Annotated in this window: 20 protein-coding genes; 8 read left to right on the top strand and 12 right to left on the bottom strand. The window is 72.6% G+C overall.

Annotated features, from left to right (window positions below):
* Positions 1 to 49: 49 nt before the first annotated feature.
* Positions 50 to 580 (bottom strand): hypothetical protein, encoded by a 531-nt coding sequence (locus ABZT47_RS26185; protein ID WP_354847273.1) that lies wholly within the window; start codon positions 578 to 580, stop codon positions 50 to 52.
* Between the two features lie 225 nt (positions 581 to 805).
* Positions 806 to 1816, bottom strand: a complete 1011-nt coding sequence (locus ABZT47_RS26180; RefSeq protein ID WP_354847269.1) for a methionine synthase — start codon at positions 1814 to 1816, stop codon at positions 806 to 808.
* Positions 1817 to 1932: 116 nt separating this feature from the next.
* On the opposite strand from ABZT47_RS26180, the gene ABZT47_RS26175 reads away from it, so the two are divergent.
* Complete coding sequence (locus tag ABZT47_RS26175) at positions 1933 to 2568, top strand: MBL fold metallo-hydrolase (RefSeq protein WP_354847266.1); 636 nt, start codon at positions 1933 to 1935, stop codon at positions 2566 to 2568.
* 50 nt (positions 2569 to 2618) lie between these two features.
* Here ABZT47_RS26175 and mnmA read toward each other — a convergent pair whose 3' ends face one another.
* Complete coding sequence (gene mnmA / locus ABZT47_RS26170; RefSeq protein WP_354847263.1) at positions 2619 to 3689, bottom strand: tRNA 2-thiouridine(34) synthase MnmA; 1071 nt, start codon at positions 3687 to 3689, stop codon at positions 2619 to 2621.
* A gap of 155 nt (positions 3690 to 3844) precedes the next feature.
* On the opposite strand from mnmA, the gene ABZT47_RS26165 reads away from it, so the two are divergent.
* Positions 3845 to 4888 carry a DUF695 domain-containing protein gene (locus ABZT47_RS26165; protein ID WP_354847260.1) on the top strand — a complete coding sequence of 348 codons (1044 nt, stop codon included), beginning with the start codon at positions 3845 to 3847 and terminating at the stop codon, positions 4886 to 4888.
* Positions 4889 to 4911: 23 nt separating this feature from the next.
* Here the strand turns inward: ABZT47_RS26165 and ABZT47_RS26160 are convergent, their stop codons facing one another.
* A complete protein-coding gene (locus tag ABZT47_RS26160) occupies positions 4912 to 5859 on the bottom strand; it encodes a MerR family transcriptional regulator (RefSeq protein ID WP_354847258.1) in 948 nt (315 codons plus the stop codon).
* A gap of 76 nt (positions 5860 to 5935) precedes the next feature.
* Between ABZT47_RS26160 and rplK the strand changes: the two genes are divergently transcribed.
* On the top strand, positions 5936 to 6361 hold the full coding sequence (gene rplK / locus ABZT47_RS26155; RefSeq protein WP_354847255.1) for a 50S ribosomal protein L11: 426 nt from the start codon (positions 5936 to 5938) through the stop codon (positions 6359 to 6361).
* Positions 6362 to 6490: 129 nt separating this feature from the next.
* Here rplK and ABZT47_RS26150 read toward each other — a convergent pair whose 3' ends face one another.
* Positions 6491 to 7327 carry a type II CAAX endopeptidase family protein gene (locus ABZT47_RS26150; RefSeq protein ID WP_354847252.1) on the bottom strand — a complete coding sequence of 279 codons (837 nt, stop codon included), beginning with the start codon at positions 7325 to 7327 and terminating at the stop codon, positions 6491 to 6493.
* 302 nt (positions 7328 to 7629) lie between these two features.
* On the opposite strand from ABZT47_RS26150, the gene ABZT47_RS26145 reads away from it, so the two are divergent.
* Together ABZT47_RS26145 and ABZT47_RS26140 are read left to right on the top strand one after the other, a co-directional pair.
* The gene (locus ABZT47_RS26145; RefSeq protein ID WP_354847249.1) at positions 7630 to 8877 is read left to right on the top strand and encodes a serine hydrolase domain-containing protein; all 1248 of its coding nucleotides are present in this window, start codon (positions 7630 to 7632) and stop codon (positions 8875 to 8877) included.
* A gap of 176 nt (positions 8878 to 9053) precedes the next feature.
* The gene (locus tag ABZT47_RS26140; RefSeq protein ID WP_354847246.1) at positions 9054 to 9470 is read left to right on the top strand and encodes a DUF2871 domain-containing protein; all 417 of its coding nucleotides are present in this window, start codon (positions 9054 to 9056) and stop codon (positions 9468 to 9470) included.
* A gap of 55 nt (positions 9471 to 9525) precedes the next feature.
* On the opposite strand, the gene ABZT47_RS26135 is transcribed toward ABZT47_RS26140, so the two are convergent.
* Positions 9526 to 10686, bottom strand: a complete 1161-nt coding sequence (locus ABZT47_RS26135; RefSeq protein WP_354847242.1) for a cysteine desulfurase family protein — start codon at positions 10684 to 10686, stop codon at positions 9526 to 9528.
* 60 nt (positions 10687 to 10746) lie between these two features.
* On the opposite strand from ABZT47_RS26135, the gene ABZT47_RS26130 reads away from it, so the two are divergent.
* From ABZT47_RS26130 to ABZT47_RS26120, 3 genes are all read left to right on the top strand, one after another.
* Positions 10747 to 11256: a TetR/AcrR family transcriptional regulator gene (locus tag ABZT47_RS26130; protein ID WP_354847239.1), complete on the top strand. Its 510-nt coding sequence runs from the start codon at positions 10747 to 10749 to the stop codon at positions 11254 to 11256.
* Positions 11257 to 11914: 658 nt separating this feature from the next.
* A complete protein-coding gene (locus ABZT47_RS26125; protein ID WP_354847236.1) occupies positions 11915 to 13240 on the top strand; it encodes an MFS transporter in 1326 nt (441 codons plus the stop codon).
* A 287-nt stretch (positions 13241 to 13527) separates the two neighbouring features.
* Positions 13528 to 14433, top strand: coding sequence for a hypothetical protein (locus ABZT47_RS26120; RefSeq protein ID WP_354847233.1), 906 nt, complete (start codon positions 13528 to 13530; stop codon positions 14431 to 14433).
* Here the strand turns inward: ABZT47_RS26120 and ABZT47_RS26115 are convergent.
* From ABZT47_RS26115 to ABZT47_RS26090, 6 genes are all read right to left on the bottom strand, one after another.
* Positions 14411 to 14866 (bottom strand): DUF488 domain-containing protein, encoded by a 456-nt coding sequence (locus tag ABZT47_RS26115; RefSeq protein ID WP_354847230.1) that lies wholly within the window; start codon positions 14864 to 14866, stop codon positions 14411 to 14413. The genes ABZT47_RS26120 and ABZT47_RS26115 overlap by 23 nt on opposite strands.
* A 118-nt stretch (positions 14867 to 14984) precedes the next feature.
* Complete coding sequence (locus ABZT47_RS26110) at positions 14985 to 15938, bottom strand: electron transfer flavoprotein subunit alpha/FixB family protein (RefSeq protein ID WP_354847228.1); 954 nt, start codon at positions 15936 to 15938, stop codon at positions 14985 to 14987.
* Positions 15939 to 15949: 11 nt separating this feature from the next.
* Positions 15950 to 16729: an electron transfer flavoprotein subunit beta/FixA family protein gene (locus ABZT47_RS26105; RefSeq protein ID WP_354847226.1), complete on the bottom strand. Its 780-nt coding sequence runs from the start codon at positions 16727 to 16729 to the stop codon at positions 15950 to 15952.
* A gap of 424 nt (positions 16730 to 17153) precedes the next feature.
* Positions 17154 to 18368: a serine/threonine-protein kinase gene (locus tag ABZT47_RS26100; protein ID WP_354847223.1), complete on the bottom strand. Its 1215-nt coding sequence runs from the start codon at positions 18366 to 18368 to the stop codon at positions 17154 to 17156.
* A gap of 45 nt (positions 18369 to 18413) precedes the next feature.
* On the bottom strand, positions 18414 to 20468 hold the full coding sequence (locus tag ABZT47_RS26095; RefSeq protein ID WP_354847220.1) for a protein kinase: 2055 nt from the start codon (positions 20466 to 20468) through the stop codon (positions 18414 to 18416).
* Complete coding sequence (locus tag ABZT47_RS26090) at positions 20465 to 23164, bottom strand: protein kinase (RefSeq protein ID WP_354847218.1); 2700 nt, start codon at positions 23162 to 23164, stop codon at positions 20465 to 20467. Before ABZT47_RS26090 ends, ABZT47_RS26095 begins: the two co-directional genes overlap by 4 nt.
* Between the last annotated feature and the right edge of the window lie 171 nt (positions 23165 to 23335).

Below are 23335 nucleotides of genomic sequence, written 5' to 3'. Positions count from 1 at the left end.
CGCGCACCTCCACCGAACGCGGCTCTCCATCCGCCGTGTGCCGCGTGGCTCAGCCGCCCTGGGCCCAGACGCCTTCCCAGTGGGAGCACTTGCCGGTGACGCGGGTGGCGGTGCCCCGGCAGACCTTCGCCAAGGAGCTCAGCATGTGTCCCGCGTCGACGCGGAAGGCGCGCGGCGCCGACCGCGAGCAGTTCTTGACCGTCGCGGTGCGATACCCGCCCTGGCCGGTCAGCCACTTGATCTTCAGCCACGAGCACGTGCGCGCGCCGCCCGCGTCGTACAGGTTCCCGGTGATCCGCAGGCCGGATTTGGTGGTGCGGATCTCGCCCTTGGCCCACCCCTTGGCGTCGGTGGAGGCCGTCGGCCCCCACGACCACTTCTCCGCCGCCGCGCTCCGCCCCTCGGCCGTCCCCTGAACCCCGGCCTCCGCCGAGGTGGCTTGAGCTGAGGTGGTCTGAGCCGAGGTGGCCTGAGCCGACGCGATCCCCTGACCTGCCGCGGAGGCCGGAGTGGCGGAGAGCCCGAGTCCCAGGGTCGCGCCGGCGGTGAGCCCGAGCAGTACGTGAAGTCCGCTACGCATGTCGTTCCTTCTCTTGCGTGTGGCGATGGTCGTTGCCCATCAAGAGATAGACGGCGCCGCTTGCACCGGACTTGCCCCCACTTGCGACCGGCTGTCCCCCGCTGTTCCGGCGTCCACCTCGCACGAGTCCCCTTCCAGGAGCCGGCCGCAGAATGCCGTTCGGGCGGCCACTCGCACGAACCGGAACGCGGGCCCCCGTGGCGGCCGGGCTCCTGCCGTCGAAGGTCAGCCGCGCTCTTCCTCCGGGTCCTCGCGCAGGACGCGGGCCGCCTCCCGGCAGCGGGCCAGGGCGGCGCGGGCGTAGGCGGGAGAGGCTCCGGCCAGGCCGCACGCCGGTGTGAGGACCACCTGCTCGGCGAGTCGCGCGGGGGTGAAGCCGAGCCGTCCCCACAGTTCCAGCGCCGGCTTGGCGACGACGCCGAGATCCGGCAACCGGACGTCGGTGCCCGGGACCACGCCGAGGAACAGCGCCGTGCCGGCCTCGATCGCCTCGCCGATGCGGTCCTCGTCGCGGCGCCGCAGCAGGCTCGCGTCCAGGGAGATCCCTCGGGCCCCGGCGGTGCGCAGCACTTCCAGCGGCACCCCGGGCGCGCAGCAGTGCACGATCGTGAAGGTCTCGGCGGGCAGGACCACGCCCAGCCGGTCGGCGGCGACCGGGGCCTCGACGGCGGCCAGCCGCCCGAAGCCCGAGGCGGTCGGCACGGTGCCCGCGAGAACGGCCGGCAGGCCGGGCTCGTCCACCTGCACCAGCACCTCGGCCCCCGGCACCCGCCTGCGGACGTCGTCCAGATGAAGCGCCAGCCCCTCGGCCAGCGACTCCGACAGATCGCGCACGGCCCCCGGGTCGGCGAGGATCTTGTCCCCGTGGCGCAGCTCCACGGCGGCCGCGAGCGTCCACGGCCCGCACACCTGGATCTTCAGGCGGCCCTCGAAGCCCAGCGCGATCTCTTCCAGGGCGTCCAGGTCACGGGTCAGATGGTCCCTCGCCCTGCGGATGTCGCGGCCCGGGCGGTCGGCGACGCGCCATCCGGACGGGCGGACCTCGACCGGCATGTCGACCAGCAGTGACGCCGTGCGCCCGATCATGTCGGCGCCCACGCCGCGGCCGGGCAGCTCGGGCAGGTAAGGCAGGCCGGGAAGCTCCCCGAACACCATGCGCAGCGTCTCGACGTGGTCTTCGCCGGGGTGGGACCCGACGCCCGTCGCGCTCGCCGCATCCCACGGAAACTCGCTCACACCGCGCAAGCTTAGGGACTGCGCGAAGGCCGTGGACTCATCGGAGCCGAGAGATCGTCCGAAAGAGCGGTGGGCGCGCTTCCGGACCGCTGATCGGGCAGGTCCATGATGGAGGGATGAAGCTCACCAAACACGGTCACGCGTGCGTCCGCCTGGAGAAGGACGGCTCGACGCTGGTCATCGACCCCGGCGGCCTCACCGAGGAGTCGGCGCTCGACGGAGCCGACGCCGTCCTCATCACGCACGAGCACTTCGACCACCTGGACGCCAAGCGTCTGGCGGCCCTGCGCCCCGACGTGCGAATCTGGACCTGCGCCGCCGCCGCCCAGCAGCTCGAAGGGCTGAGCGCGAAGGTGAACGTCGTCGGCGAGGGCGACTCCTTCACGGCCGCCGGATTCTCGGTGGGGGTCCTCGGCCGCGAGCACGCGCGCATCGCCTTCGATATGCCCGTCGTGCAGAACGTCGGCTTTCTCGTCGACGACGAGGTCTTCCACCCCGGGGACGCCTTCACGCTGCCCGGCAGGCCCGTCGGCACCCTGCTCACCCCGACCAGCGGCCCGTGGCTGAAGGCCATGGAGATGGTGGACTACCTGCGGGAGGTCGCGCCGCGGCGGGCGTACTCCATCCACGACGGCCTCTACAACGACATCGGTCTCATGCTGGTGGACAACATCTTCTCCCGCCGGGCCCAGGCCCAGGAGGCGGACTTCCGCCGCCTAGCGACCGGCGAGAGCGTCGACCTGCCCGGCTGACCCCGAGGGCGGTCAGCAGGACGAGGCGATGGTAGCCGAGCCGAGGGCGGTCAGCAGGACGAGGCGATGGTGGCCGAGCCCAGGACGGTGTCGCCGTCGTAGAGGACGGCCGCCTGGCCCGCGGCCACGCCGGTCGCGGGAGCGTCCAGCTCGATGTGCAGGGCGTCGCCGGACACCTGGGCGCGGCAGCCGTACACCTCGCCGTGGGCACGGAGCTGCACCTGGCAGGCCAGCGGCTCGTGCGGCGCGGCGATGGGGCCGTTCCAGACCGGGCGCTCGGCGTCGATCGAGGTGACCGCCAGCGAGGAGCGGGGGCCGACCGTCACCGTGTTGGACACCGGCTCGATCGACAGCACGTAGCGCGGGCGGCCGTCGGGCGTCGGCCGGTCGAGGTGCAGGCCCTTGCGCTGGCCGACGGTGAAGCCGTACGCGCCGGCGTGGGTGCCGAGGACGGCGCCGGACTCGTCGACGATCGGGCCGGTCTCGGCGCCGAGCCGCTCGGCCAGGAAGCCCCGGGTGTCGCCGTCGGCGATGAAGCAGATGTCGTGGCTGTCGGGCTTGTCGGCCACCGTGAGACCGCGGGCGGCGGCCTCCTCGCGCACCTCGGCCTTGGTGGAGCCGCCCAGGGGAAAGATGGCGTGCGAGAGCTGCTCGCGGGTGAGGACGGCCAGCACGTACGACTGGTCCTTGCCGGAGTCGACGCTGCGGCGCAGCACACCGTCGGACAGGCGGGCATGGTGGCCGGTCGCGACCGCGTCGAACCCGAGCGCGAGCGCGCGGTCGAGCACGGCCTCGAACTTGATCTTCTCGTTGCAGCGCAGGCACGGGTTGGGCGTGCGTCCGGCGGCGTACTCGCTGACGAAGTCCTCCACGACGTCGCGGTGGAACCGCTCGGCCATGTCCCAGACGTAGAAGGGGATGCCGATCACGTCGGCGGCGCGCCGGGCGTCCCGGGCGTCCTCCAGCGTGCAGCAGCCCCGCGCGCCGGTGCGGTAGGACTGCGGGTTGGCCGACAGAGCGAGGTGGACGCCCGTCACGTCATGGCCGGCCTCGGCGATGCGGGCGGCCGCCACCGCGGAGTCGACGCCGCCGGACATGGCGGCAAGCACACGAAGACTCATAACACCCCCGAGGTTACCCGCCCCCCGGCCCCGAACGGCTGCCGCCGCCCACTTCGCCCCCTCCGCTCGCCCGGGACCGGGTGGTGGGGCTGCGCGGATCTTGGATGAGGGCTCACGTTCGCGTTCAGGGCGTACACCTGGGAGGATCCAGGGCCATGGGACTGTTCGGGCGCAAGAAGGAGCCGGGTGGGCCTGCCGAGGCGATCACCGGCTTCTGGGCGTGGTGGGCCGATGCGCGGCCGAAGGTCGAGACGCTGCTGGACGCGGGCGACCGCGAGGCCCTCGCCGCCGAGGTCGCCCCGGCGGTCGCCGCGCTGAGTCCCGAGCTGACGTGGGACATCACCCCGGGCCGCGCCGCGCTGCACGCGCTGATCGTCTCCTCGGGCGGCGACCCCGAGCTGCGCCCGCTGGCGCACCGCTGGGCGCTCGCCGCGCCGCCGACGGACGCGCTGTGGGAGTTCCTGCCCTCGCGCCCGGCCCGCGCGGACGCCGCCGCCCTCACCTTGGAGGTGGCGGGCCGCGAGTTCGCGCTGGGCGAGCTGGTGCTCGGGCTGCGGGTGCCCAACGGCGCCACGCGCATCGACATCGCCGCCTTCCACCCGCTGTTCCCCGACCTCGACGACGAGACGCGCATGGAGGCCGCGCTGCTGGCCCTCGACTGGCTGCTCGGCGAGGACGAGGTCGCCCGCTGGGTGGGCGACATCACCGCCGCCACGTTCCAGCCCATCGACGCCGTGGCCGCCGTCCACCTGCCGGCCGTGGTGGCCGACCTGGCCTCGGAGTTCGAGCAGGAGCAGTGGGTCCTGCTGGAGGGCCAGACCGGCGACGGGGCACGCCTGATCGCCGCCGCCCGCCATCCTCTGCGCCCGGTCGACCATCCGCTGCTCGACCAGCACATCGCGATCACACTGCCGTACGCCGAGTCCGACGAGGACGGCCTGCCGGACGGCGGGTCGGCGGCGGCGCTCCGCGAGTTCGAGGAGCGCCTCGCGGCCCTTCTCGACCGGCTCGGCGACGCGGCCCTGCTGGTCGTGCACGTGAGCGCGCAGGGCTCCCGGGTGCTGCACGTCTACGCCGACCCCGCCGCCGAGGTCCCCGCGCAGGTCGACAAGCTCGTCTCCACCTGGCAGGAGGGCCGCCCCGACCTCGCCATCGCCGAGGACCCCGGCTGGATCGCCATCTCCCCCTTCCTGAGCTGACGCCTCGGTGGGCCCGGCCGGCGTCAAGGGGCCGGGTGGGCGCGCAGGGCCTTGGCTATCCAGTCGTGGGCGATGGTCTGCGGGTGTGGCCAGGGAGTGCCCTGGATCGTGGCGACCAGTTGCCAGTGGCGGACGGCGCGCGGGTCGTGCTCCTCGTACCCGCGAGACAGTGAGCCGCGGAACTCCGGCCCGTCGCCCGCCGCGCCGTGCATCCCGCTCAGCAGGATGACGACCCGGGCGAGCACCGGCCCCGCCTCGGCGGACTCCGGCTCCACGCCCTTCTCCACGGCCGCCAGGACCGTCTCGGCGATCTCCTCGTTGGCCCGGCACCAGCTCTCGAACCGCTCGTCCCCGGACCGGTCGCGCCGCTCCCAGAAGCCGGTGTCGTCGCGCCGCAGGACGGCCCGGTAGTCCTCGTCCGAGAGCAGTTCGGCCAGTTCCAGCCACGCGTCGAGTTGTTCGATGGTCGGCTCGGGCGGCAGATCGGGCACCATGGCCTCGCGCAGCCCGGTGAGCCATTGCTCGCGGGCGCGGCTGCCGCCGCCGACCTCGCCGACGAAGGCGTCCATCAGCGCCTCGCGCTCGGCGGCTCCGAGGCGGCCGAGCGTGTTGAGCCGGCGCAGGTCGGTCTCGGAGGGCTCGCCGCGCTCCAGGGTCGCCCGCAGGACGGCCCGGGTGCGCTGGAGCGCCTTGAGCTGAGTCTCCACGGTGCGGAGCTGGAGGGCGAGCACCTGACGCAGGTCGCGCTCGCCCAGGTCGCGGATCGTCGCCAGGTCGACGCCGACGTCGCGGAGCGTGCGGATGAGCTCGAGCCTGGCCAGGTCCTCCTCGCCGTACAGGCGGTACCCGGCGGCCGTGCGCTCGCGCTCGGGCAGGACACCGACGTCGGAGTAGAAGCGGATGGTCTTAACCGGCAGGCCGGACAGCCGGGCGACCTGCCCGATGGTGTAGCCGTCGTGTCGGGGCTCCATGGCTCGGCTCCATCGTGTCCTGCGGGCGGAAAATCCCATTGAGTCTCCAGTTACTGGACACTTTACCTTTTCCGGCATGGCGAAGAACAAGATCACCAGAGTCGTGAAGATCCAGCTCAGAGCGGGTGAGGCGGGGCCGGCGACCGTCGGCAAGGACCTCGGCCCGCTGGGGATCAACCTGATGGACTTCTGCCGGCGCTACAACGCCGCGACCGAGTCCCAGCGCGGATTCGTGGTGCCCGCCGAGGTGACCGTGTACGAGGACAGGTCGTTCGACCTGGTCACCAAGATGCCCACCACCGCCTCGCTCCTGCGCAGAGCGGCGGGCCTGGACGGCGGCAGCCCCCGCCCCGGGCACCAGACCGCCGCCACCATCACCCGCGACCAGCTCCGCGAGGTAGCCCGCGTGAAGCTCCCCGACCTCAACACCACCGACCTCGACCAGGCCGAAAAGATCATCACCGGCACCGCCCGCTCCATGGGCATCCAGGTAAAGGAGTGACCGCCAACGCCCGCCGTCCAAGACCGTCGACCCGCCCACCACCGCGCCGCCCAAGCCCGGCGGGGCCGAACTCCGCGACGCACCCGCACACTCACGCGGTGGTGCCCGCCGGCCGGGACCCGATACCGGTCACTGGGCGGGGGTGGGGCCGGGCTCGGCCGGGGCGAGGCGTCGGCGGCGGGGGACGACGGTGCCGCGCTTGCGGGCCAGGCGGATGAACAGCCAGGTCACCAGCAGGCCGGCGGCCACCGTCACCAGGCTCGCCTCGGGGCCGAAGTCGCCGCCGGTCAGCGCCGCCGGGCCCGACGTCAGACCGTCCAGCAGCCCCTCCGAGCCGGTCTTGCCCGAGACGTCGGTGCCGAAGATCCCGGCCTCGGTGTAGTTCCAGGCGAAGTGCAGGCCGATCGGCAGCCAGAGCGTGCGGGTGGCGGCGTAGGCGGCGGCGAGCATCCAGCCGGCCTCGATGCCGATGGCGAGCGCCCCCCACAGGGTGGCGTGCGGGTTGATGATGTGCATCAGGCCGAACACCAGGCCGGTCAGGACGAGCGCCCCCCAGGTGCCGAGGCGCTCCTCGATGATCCGGAACAGCACGCCCCGGAACATCACCTCCTCCGTCACGGCCGCGGCGGCCGTGACGCCGATCAGCGTCACCGCGCCGCCGACCGAACCCCAGCCGTTGACCCGGTAGCCACCGAACAGGGCGATCAGCAGGATGACCGCCGTGAACATCGCCGCACCGATCAGCAATCCCCGGCCGAGCGAGGCGGCGGCTCCCTCTCTGGCCACCTCCACGGCGTCGCGGTGCTCGGTCCACCGCACCACCTTCGCGTACGTCGGCAGGGCGAGCAGGGCCGTCGCGACGCCGGCGATCAGCGCGAGCACGGCGTTCCCCTGCACCGCGCCCACCAGCAGGCTGCCGAGGAAGGCCACCGCCGCGACGGCTCCCAGTTGCTTCAACAGACGCACGACGACTCCTTGCGGGTTTCCCGCGGCCCGGCGCCGCGCGTGCCGAGAACGCTATGGATTCGCGGCTCCGGAATCGTCACCGCCCAGTGGACACCTCCCCGTAGCTCGCACGGGGGACAAGGCGACCGGCCGTCCGTCCTCCGGCGACGCAGAGTCGCCGGAACCCTCGAAACCCTCCGTACGCCCGGGGAGCACCCGGGCGATCGGCGATCACGCCGCTCGAATTGCCGAAGTACCTGCTTCCGCGCGTACTAGATCGATAAGATCGCGCAAAAGTTACTAAAGGTACTCGGGGGACGAAAGTGGCGCTCAGTCGGCGTGAAGTGTTCAAGGTGGGCGCCGGGCTGATGCCCGCGATCGCGCTGTCCGGATCGCCGGCGTACGCGGCGGGCGCGCCCACCGTGACGGCCACGGGCACCGCGCCCTCGCAGCTGGCCGCCCTCGACACCGTGATGAAGACCTACATCAAAGAGCGGAACATCCCCTGCGCCCAGCTCGCCGCGGTCAAGAACGGCAAGCTCGTCCTGGCCCGGGGATACCGCTACAGCAGCGACACGGCCGTCCCTGCCGTGCAGCCGACCTCGCTGTTCCGGATCGCGAGTCTCAGCAAGAACATCACCGCCGCGGCGGTCCTGCGGCTGGCCCAGGACGGCAAGGTGTCGCTCGGAGCGAAGGTGGCCGACCTCCTCGGCCTGCCGACCACGACCGACCCGCGGCTGAAGAACGTCACCCTGTGGCGCCTGATGCAGCACACCGGCGGCTGGGACCGCGACATCTCCGGCGACTACCTGATGGCCGATCGGACCATCGCCGCCAAGCTCGGCATGCCGCTACCGGTCGGCAAGAGCGACATCGTCGCCTACGCCGGCGGCCGGCCGCTGGACTTCGCCCCGGGCGCCCGGATGGCCTACAGCAACTACGGCTACCTGCTGCTCGGCCTGGTCGTCGAGAAGGTGTCGGGGCAGAGCTACGAGTCGTACGTGAAGCAGAAGCTGCTCGCCCCCGCCGGCGTCACCCGGATGCGGCTCGGCCGCGGCCTGAGGTCGCAGGCCGCGGCGGGCGAGGTGCCGTACTACTCGCAGTACACCTCCAAGACCGTCCTGGACGACTCGGGAGCCGTCGTGCCCGCGCCGTACGGCGGCTTCAACATGGGAAACCACGCCGCCAACGGCGGCTGGCTGGCCTCGGCGGTCGACCTGGTCAGGTGGGCCCGGGTCTTCGACGCCGCCGGGCCGGTGCTGAACGCCACCTCGATCAGCCGGGCGTTCGCCAAGCCGGAGATCGGCGTCAGCGCGGACGGCTCCTGGTACGGGTGCGGCTGGTACGTGCGCCAGGTGACGGGCCACCTCAACACCTGGCACAACGGCAGCCTGCCCGGCACCTACACCTACCTGGCCCGGCTGCAGCAGGGCTTCACCTACGCCGCCGTCTGCGACCAGCGCGAGGAGACCGGCACTCCGGACTACGACGTGCTCAGCTCCCGGATGAACACCGCCTGGAACGGCGTCAGCACGTGGCCGACCGGCGACCTGTTCCCCAAGTACCTCTGACCCGGGCGGCACCGGCGCTCGCTCGCCGCGCCGGAGCTCCTCCGGCGATGACCTCCCCAGCAATACGAGCTGGAACGACGCCAGGCTCGGTGGCCGACGAACCACACCGGGCTCCCTAGCCGCCGTCCGGCGTTCCGGCCGCCCATCCCCGCACCGACTCCCCTGAGGTCGCAATCATGAAAAAGCTCTACTACGCGGCACACACCTACATGATCCTCGGCGTGGTCAGCGGTCTGTACTACCGCGAACTCACGAAGATGAACGACTTCACGGGCGACACCCAACTCGGGGTGGTGCACACCCACCTGCTCGCCCTCGGAATGCTCTTCTACCTCGTCGTGCTGGCGCTTGAGAAGTTGTTCACCCTGTCGGCGAGCAAGCTCTTCAACTGGTCCTTCTGGGTCTACAACGCGGGTCTCGCGCTGACCGTCCTCATGATGATCATCCACGGCACCCAGACGGTCCTCGGCGCCAAGACCAGCGCGGCGATCTCCGGCATCGCCGGACTGGGGCACATCGTGCTGACCGTGGGCCTGATCCTCTTCTTCGTCAACCTGGGCAAGCGGATCCCCGCGACGAGCGGCACGAGCTGATCACCCGCCCGGGCGGCGTACAGCCCCGGGCGGGCGGACGGACCGGCAGGAAGTGTCAGGTCAGGCCGGCGCGGCGGGCGCGTTCGACGGCGGGGGCGATGACCTGGGCCAGCTCTTCCACGTCGGCGGCGGTGGAGGTGTGGCCGAGGGAGAAGCGCAGCGAACCGCGCGCCCGTACGGCGTCGGCGCCCATGGCGAGCAGCACGTGGGAGGGCTGGGCGACCCCGGCGGAGCAGGCCGAGCCGGTCGAGCACTCGACTCCCTTGGCGTCCAGCAGCATCAGCAGCGCGTCGCCCTCGCACCCCGGGAAGGAGAAGTGGGCGTTGCCCGGCAGGCGCTCGTCGGGATGCCCGTTGAGCACCACGTCCGGCACCGCCGCGCGGACGCGGGCGATCAGCTCGTCGCGCAGGGCGCGCAGCCGGGCGGCCTCGGCCTCCCGCCGCTGGACGGCGACCCGCACGGCGGTCGCGAAACCGGTGATCGAGGCGGCGTCCAGCGTGCCGGAACGGACGTCGCGCTCCTGGCCACCACCGTGGAGCACGGGAACCGGGTCCACACCGCGGGCGAGCAGCAGGGCGCCGGAGCCGACCGGGCCGCCGACCTTGTGCCCCGAGATCGTCATCGCGTCCACGCCGGACGCGGAGAACGACACCGGCAACTGCCCCACGGCCTGCACGGCGTCGGTGTGGAAGGGGATGCCGTACTCGTGGGCGATCGCCACGAGCTCCTGGATCGGCTGGACGGTGCCGACCTCGTTGTTGGCCCACATCACGCTGACCAGGGCCACCCGTTCGGGAGCCTCCTCGATGGCGGCGCGCAGCGTCTCGGGGTGGACGCGGCCGTACTCGTCGACCGCGAGCGGCTCCACGGAGGCGCCCTGGTGCTCGGCCAGCCAGTGGGCGGGGTCGAGGGCGGCGTGGTGCTCGACGGCGCTGATCAGCAGGCGGTCGGCGCCGTGGGAGGCGCGGCGCGCCCAGAACAGGCCCTTGATGGCGAGGTTGTCGGCCTCGGTGCCCCCGGAGGTGAACACGACCTCGCTGGGCCGCGCGCCGAGCGCGCCGGCGATGGCCTCGCGCGACTCCTCGACGACCCTGCGGGTGCGGCGGCCCGCCGCGTGGAGGGACGAGGCGTTGCCGACGCGGGCGAGCTGCGCCGTCATCGCATCGACGGCCTCAGGAAGCATCGGCGTGGTCGCCGCGTGGTCTAGGTAAGCCATGGCGTACTCCAGCGTAACCCAGTTCGCGCACTGTACCGTCCAGCCGGTATAGTTACGGGCGTGCGGAAAGACGAGCTTTTGAACGCGGCGGAAGACCTGCTGGCCGACCAGGGGGCCGGGTGCCTCACGCTGTCGGCCGTGGCAGAGCGGGCCGGCGTGAGCAAGGGCGGTCTTCTGTACCATTTCGCCACCAAAGAAGCCCTGATCAAGGCCCTGATCGAGCGCCTCATCGCCGATTTCGACGAACTGGTCGCCGCCCAGGGCCAGGCCTCCTACACCCGGTCCTACCTGGCGGCCACCCTGGCGGCCATCCGCACCGGGCGCCTGCGTCGCTGGGCGGTGGTCACCGGCGCCGCCGGCGACCCGCAGTTGCTGGCCCCGCTGCGCGAGGCCATGTGCCGCTGGCACCGCGAGGGCATGCAGACCGAGGCAGACCCGATGGCGGCGCAGATCGTCCGCCTCACCTGCGAAGGGCTGTGGGACGTGGCGACCCATGACCCCGGCATCTACGACGAGGCCCAGTACGAGGAACTGCACCGGCGCCTGCTGGCCCTGCTGTCGCCCTTATGATCGGGCCACGCCGCTCGCGACACGCGCAGGAGCCCGTCAGCCTGTGAGGGAGCCCGTCAGCCTGTGAGCCTGTGAGGGGCCCGTCAGCCTGTAAGCGCCCTTGCCGGCCGCCCGCCGGACATGGGCCCTTCAGCATGCCCGTCCCTCTGTCTTGGCTCCGCATCCGACGCTCCCTCGCCTGACGGCATGGGAACCCCCACCGCACTCCGACCCTGCCGGACTTCGGCCGCCGCGGCGCTTCGATCCACCGACTACCATCCGGTCGCCGCGCCCTGACCTTGTCAGCGTCCGTCCGCTCACCGCGCCGACCTGTCGCCATCTGTGCGGTCACCGCGCTGCGGCCCCAACGCCATCCTTTCGTTCCCGCGCTCTTACCTGGGCGCTATCCGTCCGGCCCGCTCTCTGAGTTGGGCGCCATCCGTCCGGTCACCGCGCTTCGACCCACCGGCATCCATCCGTGAGGTCGCCGCGCTTCGACCAACGCCATGCGTTCGGTCGCCGGCGCGCTTCCGCCCGCCGGCGTCCCTTCGATCGCGGACGTCCGTCCTGCCCCGTCTCCTGCCCCCCTCGGCGTCGACCGCCGTGCCTGAGGCCGCGACCGGCGCTCGTCCGCGCGCCCCGTCCACACCTGTGGACACCAACGTGAAAGGAACTTGTGTTGACCCCCGTTCTGAGGGTGGCCCGCGTGCGGGCGATCCTCACCTTCGTCCTGGCCGGCCTGATGTGCGGCACGTTCACCGTGCGCATCCCCGCGCTGGCCGAGAAACTCGGCATATCCGAGGCCTCGGTCGGCGTCGCCCTCCTCGCATGGGGGCTCGGAGCCCTGGTGACCATGCAGTCCATGCGGGGCGTGATGGCACGGGTGGGCAGCCGTGTCGTCCTGCGGGCCGGAGCCCCGCTCACCGCGGCGACGCTCGCCGGGGTGGCCTTCGCGCCCTCCCTGCCGTGGCTGGTCGCCGCGACCGCGCTGTTCGGCATGGCCTTCGGCGCGGTGGACGTCGCGATGAACGCGCAGGGCTCCGCGGTCGAGCAGGCGTACGGGCGCCCGCTGATGAACGGCATGCATGCCGGATGGTGCGTGGGCGCCGGGTCGGCCGGCCTGCTCGGCACCCTCGCGATCTTCTTCGGGGTTTCCTTCACCGCCAACCTGCTCGCGGTGGCGATCGTCTCGGCGCCGATGGCCTACCTGCTCAGCCGCGGCTTCCTCCCGGACGGAGCCGTCCCGGCGGACCGGCAGTCCCCTGCGAAGTCCGCCACCTCCGGGAGCTCCACACACCCCGCCGCCTCTGAGAGCTCCACACACCCCGCCGCCTCCGGCCGTGGCAAGGCTCGGACGCGGATGCCCCGAGTGGTCTACCTGCTCGGCGCGATCGCGTTCGGCGCGTTCATGGTCGAGGGCGCGGTCGCCGACTGGAACGGACTGTTCCTGCGGAACGTCATCGGCGCGCCCGAGGCCGTCGCCGCCCTCGGCTACCCGATCTTCGAGGCGGGCATGCTGATCGCCCGGCTCATCGGCGACCGGCTGCGCGCGGGCCTCGGCGCCCGCCGGCTGATCGCCGCCTCCGGCCTCGGCACGGCCGCCGCCTTCACGGTGGTGATCACGACCTCCTCACCGGTGGTCGCCGTCGCCGGGATGGCACTCGTGGGGATCAGCGTCGCCGCGATCTCCCCGATCGCGCTCTCGCTCGCCGGCACCGCCACTCCCACCCCCGGCCCGGCGATCGCCCAGACCGGCGCGATGGGGTACGCCGGTCTGCTCCTCGGCCCGGTCGTGATCGGCTTCCTGTCGCACGCCATGACACTGCGCTTCGCCCTCGGCGTCGCCGCCGTCCTCGGCGTCTCGATCGCGGTGGCGGCCCGCTTCCTGCCCCGCACCCGCTCCCTCCGGGACGCCACCACCACCGCCGAGCCCCGGCCCTCCGCCCTGCGCGCCGCGGCCCCCAAGCGCACCCCCGAACCCGAGCCCCTGGACCTGGTCGCCTGACACCGAACGCCCACCGCCCTCTCAGAACCACAAGGGCGGTGGGCGTCAGGTCCGGCCATGTCAGCGAACCGGAGTCGCAGCCCCGCCGCGCCGTGAGCCTTGCCGGCCCGCGCTACAAGCTCGCACGGACCCGGAGCCGCGTACAGCCGGAAATCCGATTCGGGTAAGGAACTATCGGCGATACTTCCCATTTACCTTGTTTCGGATCTGCAATTTCCGGGTGACGCCGGGTTTACCAGAAGCAGAACGTGTACGATCCTCGCGATGCCGATGTCGACCGCGGGTAAATGCCGCACCTCAGGGTCAACTCTGTCGCGACGGAGATCGTCTTGGTAGACCAAACGTCATTGTTCGCCCCCGATCTCCAGAGTCGTCCGACCAAGCCGCCGGGCAGCGAATACCAGCGCATGCGGGTGCTCATCACCGTGAAGGCCGCCCCGAACCCGTCGGAAACGTACGGGGAGACCGTATGCGTCGCCGCATTACGTCTTGATCTAGATCAACCAGGCTGGATCAGGCTTTATCCCATCAATTATCGCGACCTGGACGACAGCCGAAAGTTCAACAAGTACGACATAGTCACGTTGCAGGCCAAGCCCAGCCCCAATGATCCACGAGCCGAAAGCTGGCGACCACGTGCGGACAGCTTCATCGTCGAAAACCACCTTGATGGCTGGGCGAGACGGATGTCCTACCTTGACGACTACATCGAAAGCTCGATGTGCGAACTGATCGCAGCCGTACGGCGACAGCCCTCTGCTCGATCATTGGCGGCGATCCGTCCCGAGAAGGTGCTTGACCTGATCATCCGGCCGCATCCTGGGTGGACCACCGCCGAGCAGAGGAAGATCGATCAGTACGTCCGGCAACTGGGATTGTTCGAATCGACATCCCGGACGGCTCTTCAAGCCCCCCGTTTCAAGGCCTGGTACCGCTACCGCTGCGGGTCTTCCACCTGCAGGGCCCATGAGCAGGGCGTCTACGACTGGGAGCTCGTGGCCTTGCAGCGTCGCCTGAAGGGTCGTGACGATGACACGGTCAAGCGGGCCATCCAGGAGAAGTTCTGGGACATGATGTGCGCCCCTGACCGCGACACCATCTTCTATGTAGGCAACCAGCAGGCGCACCCGCAGAGCTTCATCGTGCTGGGTGTCGTCTACCCGCGGAGGCTCACGCGGAAAGGGGGTAGGTGAACCGCTCACCGAGGGCCGACAGTACGAGATCTCGGTGGCAACGGCGCTGGTCGGCTTCGAAGCACATCACTGCGACACGCCGCAGACGGCATGCCTCGACGATGCGTTCCAAGCACTCCTGCGTTTCCGAGGTCGAAAGCCCGGCCGAGTAGACATCGCGGGCGGTGCTCAGCTCGCCGGGGCTGCCGCCGAACCCCGCCCTGTTCCATTTCGGATTGCCCAGGTGCCGCATGTGCTCGTAGCCGATGCCGGCTTCGGCGAGGGCTTCGCCCAGGGCGGTCTTGCTGAACCCTCGCTTACGGGAGATGGGCGTCAGGCGGACGTCGACCAACAGCTCCACGCCTTCGCGACGCAGCATCTCGATGAACTCAGGAAGATCGCGGCCTTCGTATCCCACGCCGATCGCCCGCGCGCTCTGTTCCATCACCGGCATGATCTCAAGCCTTCCATACAACGCCCATCACTGTTCGATGGACTCGCCGGGAGGGTGCGGAAGGGCGCCGTCCTCTCGGCCGATGGACGAGGGGGCGGCGCCCGGGGTCGGTGGGGGGTTACTTGCGCTTGTCGACTTCTTCGGTGAGTTGGGGGACGATCTGGTGCAGGTCACCCACAACGCCGAAGTCCGCCAGCTCGAAGATCGGGGCCTCGGGGTCCTTGTTGATCGCGATGATGGTCTTGGCGGTCTGCATGCCGGCCCGGTGCTGGATGGCGCCGGAGATGCCCGCCGCGATGTAGAGCTGCGGGGCGACCGTCTTGCCCGTCTGCCCGACCTGGAACTGGTGCGGGTACCACCCGGCGTCGGTCGCGGCGCGCGAGGCGCCGACGGCGGCGCCGAGGGCGTCGGCCAGCTTCTCGATGACCGCGAAGTTCTCGGCCGAGCCGACGCCGCGTCCGCCGGAGACCACGATGGCGGCCTCGGTGAGCTCGGGGCGGGCGCCCTTCTCCTGCTTGACCCGCTCGACGACCTTGGCGGCCTTGTCGGCCTCCGACAGCGTCACCGTGACCTGCTCCTCGGCCGCCGCTCCCGTGGAAGCCTCGGGGGTGGTGGCGTTGGGGCGCACCGCGAAGATCGGGGTGCCCTTGGTGACCCGGGAGTGGACGTTGACGCCGCCGCCGAAGATGGACTGCTCGGCGACCGGGCCGTCGGCCAGGCCGACCGCGTCGGTGATGATGCCGGAGTCGGTGCGGATCGCCAGGCGGCCCGCCACCTCCTTGCCCTCGGCCGTGGCGGCCACCAGCACCGCCGCCGGGGCGGCGGAGGAGACGAGCTGGGCGAGCAGCGCCGTCTTGGGGGCCACGACGTGGTCGGACACCTCCGCGGAGTCGGCGATGTAGACCTTGTCGGCGCCGTACTCGGCCAGCCGCGCCTTGGCGTCGGCGGAGTAGCCGGGGCCGGCCCAGACCGCCGACGGCGAGCCGAGCGTGCGCGCGAGCGTCAGCAGTTCGAGGGTGACCTTCTTGACCTCACCCTCGACGTGCTCGACGAGAACCAGAATCTCAGCCATCGACTCGCCCCTCAGATGAACTTCTTCGACGCGAGGAAGTCGGCGGCCTTGGAGCCGCCGTCGCCCTCGTCCTTGACGATGGTGCCGGCCGCGCGCGGCGGGGCCGCGGAGAAGTCCGCCACCTCGCTCCAGGCGGCGGCGAGGCCGACCTGTGCGGCGTCGATCTCGGCGTCGGCGACGCCGAAGGTCTGCACCGGCTTCTTCTTCGCGGCCATGATGCCCTTGAAGGACGGGTACCGCGGCTCGTTGATCTTCTCGACGACCGAGACGACGGCGGGCAGCGAGGCCTGCACCTTGTCGTAGCCGTAGTCGGTGACGCGCTCGATTGTGACCGCGGAGCCCTCGACGTCGACCTTGCGGGCGAAGGTGAGCTGCGGCGCGCCGAGGCGCTCGGCCAGCATGGCGGCCAGCACGCCCATGCGCGCGTCGGTGGACTCCGAGCCGAGGATGACCAGGTCGAACCCGATCTTCTTCAGCGTCTGGGCCAGGGCGTAGGAGGTGGACAGCGCGTCCGAGCCGTGCAGCGCGTCGTCGACCAGGTGAACGGCCTTGTCGGCGCCCATGGCCAGGGCCTTGCGGATGGTGTCGGAGGCCTTGGCGGGCCCCATGGTGAGCACCGTCACCTCGCCGCCGTGCGCCTCCTTGATCTTGAGGGCCTCTTCGACGGCATACTCGCACAGCTCGTTGATGACCCCATCGGCGGCGTCACGGTCGAGCGTGTTGTCCTTGTCACTCAGCTTGCGCTCGGTCGCCGTGTCGGGGACCTGCTTCACGCAGACGACGATGTTCATGGCCGGTGGCCGACCTCCCGTTTCACGAGGCGCCACCGCATCGCTGGGCTGGCGCCGATTGATCGGCACGTGCGCGCGGGGGTACGCACACGTCGTACGCGCCGCTCCGGTGACGGGCACCGGAGCCGCGATCAGATTGTCATGCTCCCGGGAACGCCGTGACGCCGGGTGGGCCAGGACGATCTCCGTGTCGGAAGCGCATCCCTTTCCTCCCTCAATGTACCCGCAAGTAGTTACTCGTCAGTAGCTTAGCCGCGTACCCGCAGCGTACGACACCTGGGGGCCCGCACGACGAGGCCTTCCCACCCTACCGAACTATATTCCAGTGCATTGTCCGACCCGCCCCGCGCGACGCGTCCACCGACGCCGGGACGTCCCGGGCCGATCACACGTCCCGCGGGGCCGGCGCGCCCCCCTCGGGCGATCACCCGGCGAAGGCCACCGTCAGCAGAACGAACAGCACGGTGCCCAGGGCCAGCAACAGCGTGAACGGGCTGAACAGCGCGATCAGCGCCGCGTACAACCCGGCGGTGCCGGCCCCGCTGACCAGGGCGAACACCACGCGCCCTCGCGCCCTGGACACCGCGCCGGCGCCCGCGTCGACCAGCACGCCGACGCCGTAGGCCGAAAGGACCAGCAGCGACAGCTCGGGGACGTACTGGTGGACGGCCGCGGCGACCAGCCCGGACACGACGCCCGACCCGGCCACCCACCTCCGGCGCACCTTCTCGCGGTGGCGGGTCCGCGCGTCGTCCACCTGACCGGCCGTCTCGCGGCTGCGCGGCCGCCACTCCTGCGTCGGCGGCTCCGGGGCCGCCGCGCGGCGCGGACGCCCGGCCGGTAACGGCGGCGGGGCCGCGACGCCCAGCCTGGCGCACAGCGCGGCGGCCTCAGGACGTGCGGAGGGGTCGCGCCGCAGGCATTCCCGCAGCAGCGGCACCAGCCAGGCCGGCGCCTCGGCGAGGTCGGGGTCGTGGTGCACGACGCGGTAGGCCACCGCCGGCGGCGGCCCGGTCCCGTACGGCTGGCGCCCCGAGGCGGCGTAGGCGACCGTGGCCCCCCAGGCGAAGACGTCGGCCGCGGGCCCGGCCTCCCCGCCTTCCAGGACCTCCGGCGCCAGGTACCCGGGAGTGCCGAGCACGGCCCCCGACGCCGTCACCGACGCCGAGTCCAGCGCGCAGGCGATGCCGAAGTCGATGACGTGCGGCTCGCCGTCGGCCAGGATGACGTTCGCCGGTTTCAGGTCGCGGTGCACGACCCCGGCGGCGTGGACGGCCGCCAGCGCCTCGGCCAGCCCCCGCGCCAGCCGCGTCAGCTCCTCACCGCGCAGCGGCCCGCCCGCGGCGAGCACGGCGCCGAGCGACCTGCCCTGCACGTACCGGGTGACCAGGTAGGGGCGCGATCCGGTGAGATCGGCGTCCAGCACCTCCGCCAGGTGCGGCCCGCGCACCAGGCGCATGGTCTCCACCTCACGGGCCAGCCGCGCCAGGGCCTGCTCGTCGGCCGCCACGTGCGGGTGGAGCACCTTGACCGCCACCGTGCGGCCCTCGGGGTCCAGCGCCAGATGGACCTCACCGAACCCGCCCGCGCCCAGGCGCGACAGCAGGTGGTACGGCCCCAGCCGACCAGCGGTGCTCATGCCACTCCTTCCGGCCGGCCCGGCCCGTCGTCGCCCCCGGCGCGGTCACCTGCCCCAGAAGGCCAGGAACCCCAGGCCGAGGTCGTTCATCAGGTCCTTGACCAGACCGCCGATGAGGCCGGTGGCGGTGCTCCTGGCCTGTTCGCTGAGCGCGTCGATGGCGTGCGAGGGCGCCTGCCACGGGATCCACGAGGGGACGGCGGACATCGCGGCCACCACGGTGAAGAACGCCAGCGTGCCCACGATGATCGTCGCGACCATGCCCGCGCCCGGGCTGCGGATGGCGGCGGTCAGCGTGCGGGCAACGGCCTTGCGGGGCTTGCCGCCGCCCGGCAGCAGGAACAGGCCGCCGACGAAGGCCGCCGCTCCGTAGGAGGCGGCGGTGTCGGTGCCCATGCCGCCCGCGAAGTGCAGCCCGCCCCAGACGCACAGGGCGAACATCACCGTCAGCGGCGTGACCAGCACCGTGGTCAGAGTGGCGCGGATCAGCGCCCACGGCGTGCCGAGCACGGCGAGCAGCGGGTCGCTGGCCGAGCCGCCCCGGATGGAGCGGCGCTCGGCCAGGTCGCTCCAGAGGTGCTCGCCGACCCGCAGGCAGAGCACCACGACGACCATGAAGACGCACATCAGGACGGGCAGCAGGCGCGCGCCGGCCACGGCCACGGCCAGCAGCAGGGCGGCGAGCACGGGATGCCCGGCCCGGTAGGGCGGGCGCTCGGGGCGCCGCTCGTCGCCGCGCGGGCCGGCCTCAGGACCGTACGGGCCGGGGCCCTGCGCGGGCGGGTACGCCCGCGGGGGCTGAGTGGGCGGCGGCGCGCTGCCCCGCGTGGGCGCCGGATAGGCCGGCGGGGGCGGCCCGGCCACCCGCTGGTCGGGATAGGGCACCGGCGCGTACTGGCCGGGCGGGGCGTACGGCGCCGGAGGGTACCCCTGGGCGGGCGGGGGCGGCGCGTACGCGGCCGGGGCGGCGGGCGGCGGCGCCCCGGCGCGCCCGCGCCTGCGCTCGCGTTCGGGCTCGGCGTACCGGACCGGCGGCAGCAGGTCGGAGTAGCTGTCCTCGGAGGCCGGCTTGGTGCGCTTGGTCGGCGTCGTGCCGTCGGAGCGCTCGCCGGCGCCGAGAACGGCGGTGCCGTCGCCGTTCAGCACGTGCGTGGCGTCCGGCGCGCCGCCGGCCGCGCGAGCGTCGGCGTCCAGCACGCGGGTGCCGTCGGGCAGCCGGCCGTTGACCTGCGCGCCGTCCAGCCGGCGGGTGTGCCCCGGCGGCACCGCGGACTCCCGCAGGGCCGTGACGCTCGGGTCCAGCGACCTGGCCATCGCCAGCAGGCGCTGGGCGTCCGGCCGCTCGGCGGCGTTCACGGCGAAGGCCGCGCGCAGCCAGCCGCGCAGCCACGGCGGCGCCTGGTCGATGTTGGCCCGGCCCTCCATGATGTTGTAGCAGACCGATTCGAACGAGCCCGTGCCGAACGGCGGCTTGCCGGTGGCCCCGAAGAAGACGGTGGCGGCCAGGGCGTGCACGTCGGCCGCCTGGGTGATCTCGTCGTCTCTGATGATCTCGGGCGCCAGGTAGCCGGGCGTGCCGACGAACATGCCGGTCTGGGTGAGCCGGGTGGCGTTGACCAGGTGGGCGATGCCGAAGTCGATGACCAGCGGGTCGCCGCCGACCAGCATGACGTTGGCCGGCTTGAAGTCGCGGTGGATGACGTCGCCGGCGTGGATGGCGATCAGCGCCTCCGACAGGCCCCGCGCCAGCCGTACGACCTCGTGCGCCGGCAGGGGGCCGTCGGTCAGGACGGTCTCCTCCAGCGTCCGCCCGGGGGCGAACCGGGTGACGATGTACGGCGTCGCGCCGGTCAGCTCGGCGTCCAGGACCTCGGCCACGCGCGGGCTGCGCACCCGGCGCATGGTCTCGACCTCGCGCGTGAGCCGGTCGCGCGCCTTGAGGTCGGCCGCGACGTGCGGGTGCAGGACCTTGACGGCGACCTGCCTGCCCTCCTCGTCCAGGCCGAGGTGGACCACCCCCATCCCGCCCTCGCCGAGCCGGCGGAGCAGCCGGTACGGCCCCAATCTGTCGAGCGTCTCCGGCACGGTTTCCCCCGTCATCCTGTGTTTGTCCGAAGCTCTTGCAAGCGGCGCAGCCAGGTGTCCACGTCCACAGGACTCCAGACTGCATCGCCCATGGGCCGGACGAGCGTGGCGACCGCGTAAAGGGCCACGAGCACGGCCACGACCCCGAGTGCCAAGGTCAGCGCCGTGGCGGCGCCCTTGGCCGGGAACGCGGCGGCGAGCGTCCTGCCCAGCTGACGGCCCGGCCCCTCCACACCCGGGCCCGCGCAGATGATCCAGAGCGAGACGGCCACCCCCCAGCTCAGGGCGGTGCCCGGGGGGATGCCGTCGACCAGGAAGGTGAGCACCAGCGTCACGGGCACGCCCAGAATGAGGGCGTAGGGCAGCAGGGCCAGCGTGACGCCGGCCGACTTCACCAGCGCCCCCGGCCGGCCGAGCACGCGCAGCACGTCACCGGCGGCGGCCGCGGCGGGCCGCCGGGACGCGAACGCCGGCTGGGCGATGTCGGCGGCCCTGAGCAGCACGGCGACCGGGACCACCAGCACCGTCACCACGACCGGCAGCACGACGGCCGCGCCGACCGCGATGATCAGCGCGAGCACGCCCGCCACGGTGTACACCGCGGAGCGGGGCGTGCCGTCGACGCCGATGCCCTGCCGGCCGAAGTCGGGCGTGGCCTCGGGCGGCAGGTGGACGGTCGGCACGTAGGGCGCGGGCGCCGACTGGGCCTGCGCCGGGTGGCGGATGTGCGGCGTCTGCTCGAAGAGCTCGGGAGACTGCTCGAACAGGGCCTGGTGGTAGGGCCTCCCGCTGGTCGGGCCGTGGCCGCCGGGACCCGGGTGGCCGGGCGAGGCGTGCCCGCCCGGCACGGCGAACCCGGAAGACCCCTGGCCACCGTGGCCGCCGTGCATGCCCTGACCACCCTGGGCGCCGTGAGTGCCCTGACCGCCGTGACCACCGTGGGCTCCCTGACCGCCCTGGACGCCCGGCGCCGGGAAGCCCGGCGCTCCCCGGGAACCGGCGGCCGAGCCGTGGCGTCCCTGGGGACCGTGCGAACCGGCGCCAGTGGGTGCCTGCGAGCCGGTGGACCCGGGCAGCGGGACCGCTCCGGGAAGGGCCGAGACCCCGGGCGTGGCGCCCGGCTCGGCGCGGTAGGTCTTGGCCTTGGCGTCGAGGTCGCCGAGCTCGTCGGGACGCACCCGCCTGGTGGGCACCTCGCCCTGGTCGAGCGGCGCGGGACGGCCGCCCTCCCAGGGGCGGGACCCCGACGGCGGGGCGTACCGGGTGGGGATCTCGCCTTCACCCCGGCCGCCGTCCGCCGGGGACGGCCCGCCGCCGGCGAGATCGGGCCCGGGCCCGCCGCCGGACGGGCCCGCGCCCGGCGCGGCGGCGCCGCGGTCGAAGGCGATGCCGGCCTGGCGCAGCTCTTCCCCGGTCACCCGCACGGTCGGCCATGGGTCGCCCACGGCGGGGGCCTGCGGCGCGTCGCCGAGCAGCGAGACGAACTCCTCGGCGGGGGCGCCGCCGGGGCGGGCCTGCCCCGCGCCGGGACGCGACCCGGCGGCGCCGGTGCGCGGGTCGGCGGCCGTGCGCGGGTCGGCGGCGGGGAACCCGGCGTACGGCGTGGCCACGCCGGGCGGCGCCTCGGGCGGGACCGTGCCAGGACGGGCACCAGAGGCCGCCGCGGCCGGAGACGCCTCGGGGGCGCCGGTGCGCGCGCCCGACGCCGCGCCGGGCACGACGCCCGGCACCGCACCGGGCAGCGCGCCGGGTGGGACCGCGCCGAGGCGCGGGTCGGCGGCCGGGGAGAGCCCTGCCGCCGACGGCTGGGCGGGGAGCGGTTCCGGGTGGGACAGCGAGGTGCCGGTAACCGGCATGCCCGACATATCGGGAACGGTGCGGATGTCGTCGGGCACCCGCGCGCGTCCCTGCGGCGCACGCGGCGGCACCAGGCGCGAGAGCTGCGCGGCGAGCTCGGCGGCCTTCGGCCGCTTGGCCGGGTCGCGGTTGAAGGCGGCGCGCAGCAGGGGACGGACAACGGCCGGGGCCGCCTCGACGTTGGCCCGCCCGGCGGTGATGTTGTAGAAGACCATCTCCAGCGTGCCCTTGCCGAACGGCGGCGCGCCCGTGGCGGCGTACAGCATCGTTCCGGCCCACGCGTGGACGTCGACCTCCGGACCCGCCTCGTGGCCCTCGATGATCTCGGGCGCGAGGTAGCCCGGGGTGCCGATGAACATGCCCGTCTGGGTGAGCCGGGTGGCGTCGACCGCCTGGGCGATGCCGAAGTCGATGAGAACGGGCTCGCCGTCGAGCATGAGCACGTTGCCGGGCTTGAGGTCGCGGTGGATGACGCCGGCGGCGTGCACGGCCGTGAGCGCCTCGGCCACGCCCTGGGCCAGCCTCAGCAGCGGGCCGACCTCCAGCGGGCCGTCCTGCTTGACCGTGTCGTCCAGCGGCCTGCCCGGCACGTAACGCGTCACGATGTAGGGACGGCTGCCGGTCACGTCGGCGTCGAGCACCTCGGCGATGTGGCTGCTGCGCACCCGCCGCATGGTCTCGACCTCGCGCGCGAGCCTGCGGCGCGCGACGTCGTCCCCGGTGACCTCGGCACGGAGCACCTTGACGGCGACCTGCCTGCCCTGGGAGTCGAGCGCGAGATGCACCACGCCCATGCCGCCTTCGCCGAGCCGCCGGAGCAGCCGGTAGGGGCCCAATCGGTCGTCATGATTCATCTGATCTCCGGCGGTGCCCCGGCAGTGGTGACCGGAGGGAAGCGCCTTGCTCCAATTGTCACGGTTCGCTCACTTTGTGCAATGCCCATACCGAAAAAGTCCGGCCGGCGAATCATGGCATGCCACACCGACGGATCCGCGCGGCGCGAACCCGCGCGCCATCGCGGCTGG

It is taken from the genome of Sphaerisporangium sp. NPDC005289 (assembly GCF_040607455.1).
Lineage (GTDB): Bacteria > Actinomycetota > Actinomycetes > Streptosporangiales > Streptosporangiaceae > Sphaerisporangium > Sphaerisporangium rhizosphaerae.
Note: the sequence above shows the minus strand (reverse complement) of the source record. Positions and strands in the feature narration are given on the sequence as shown.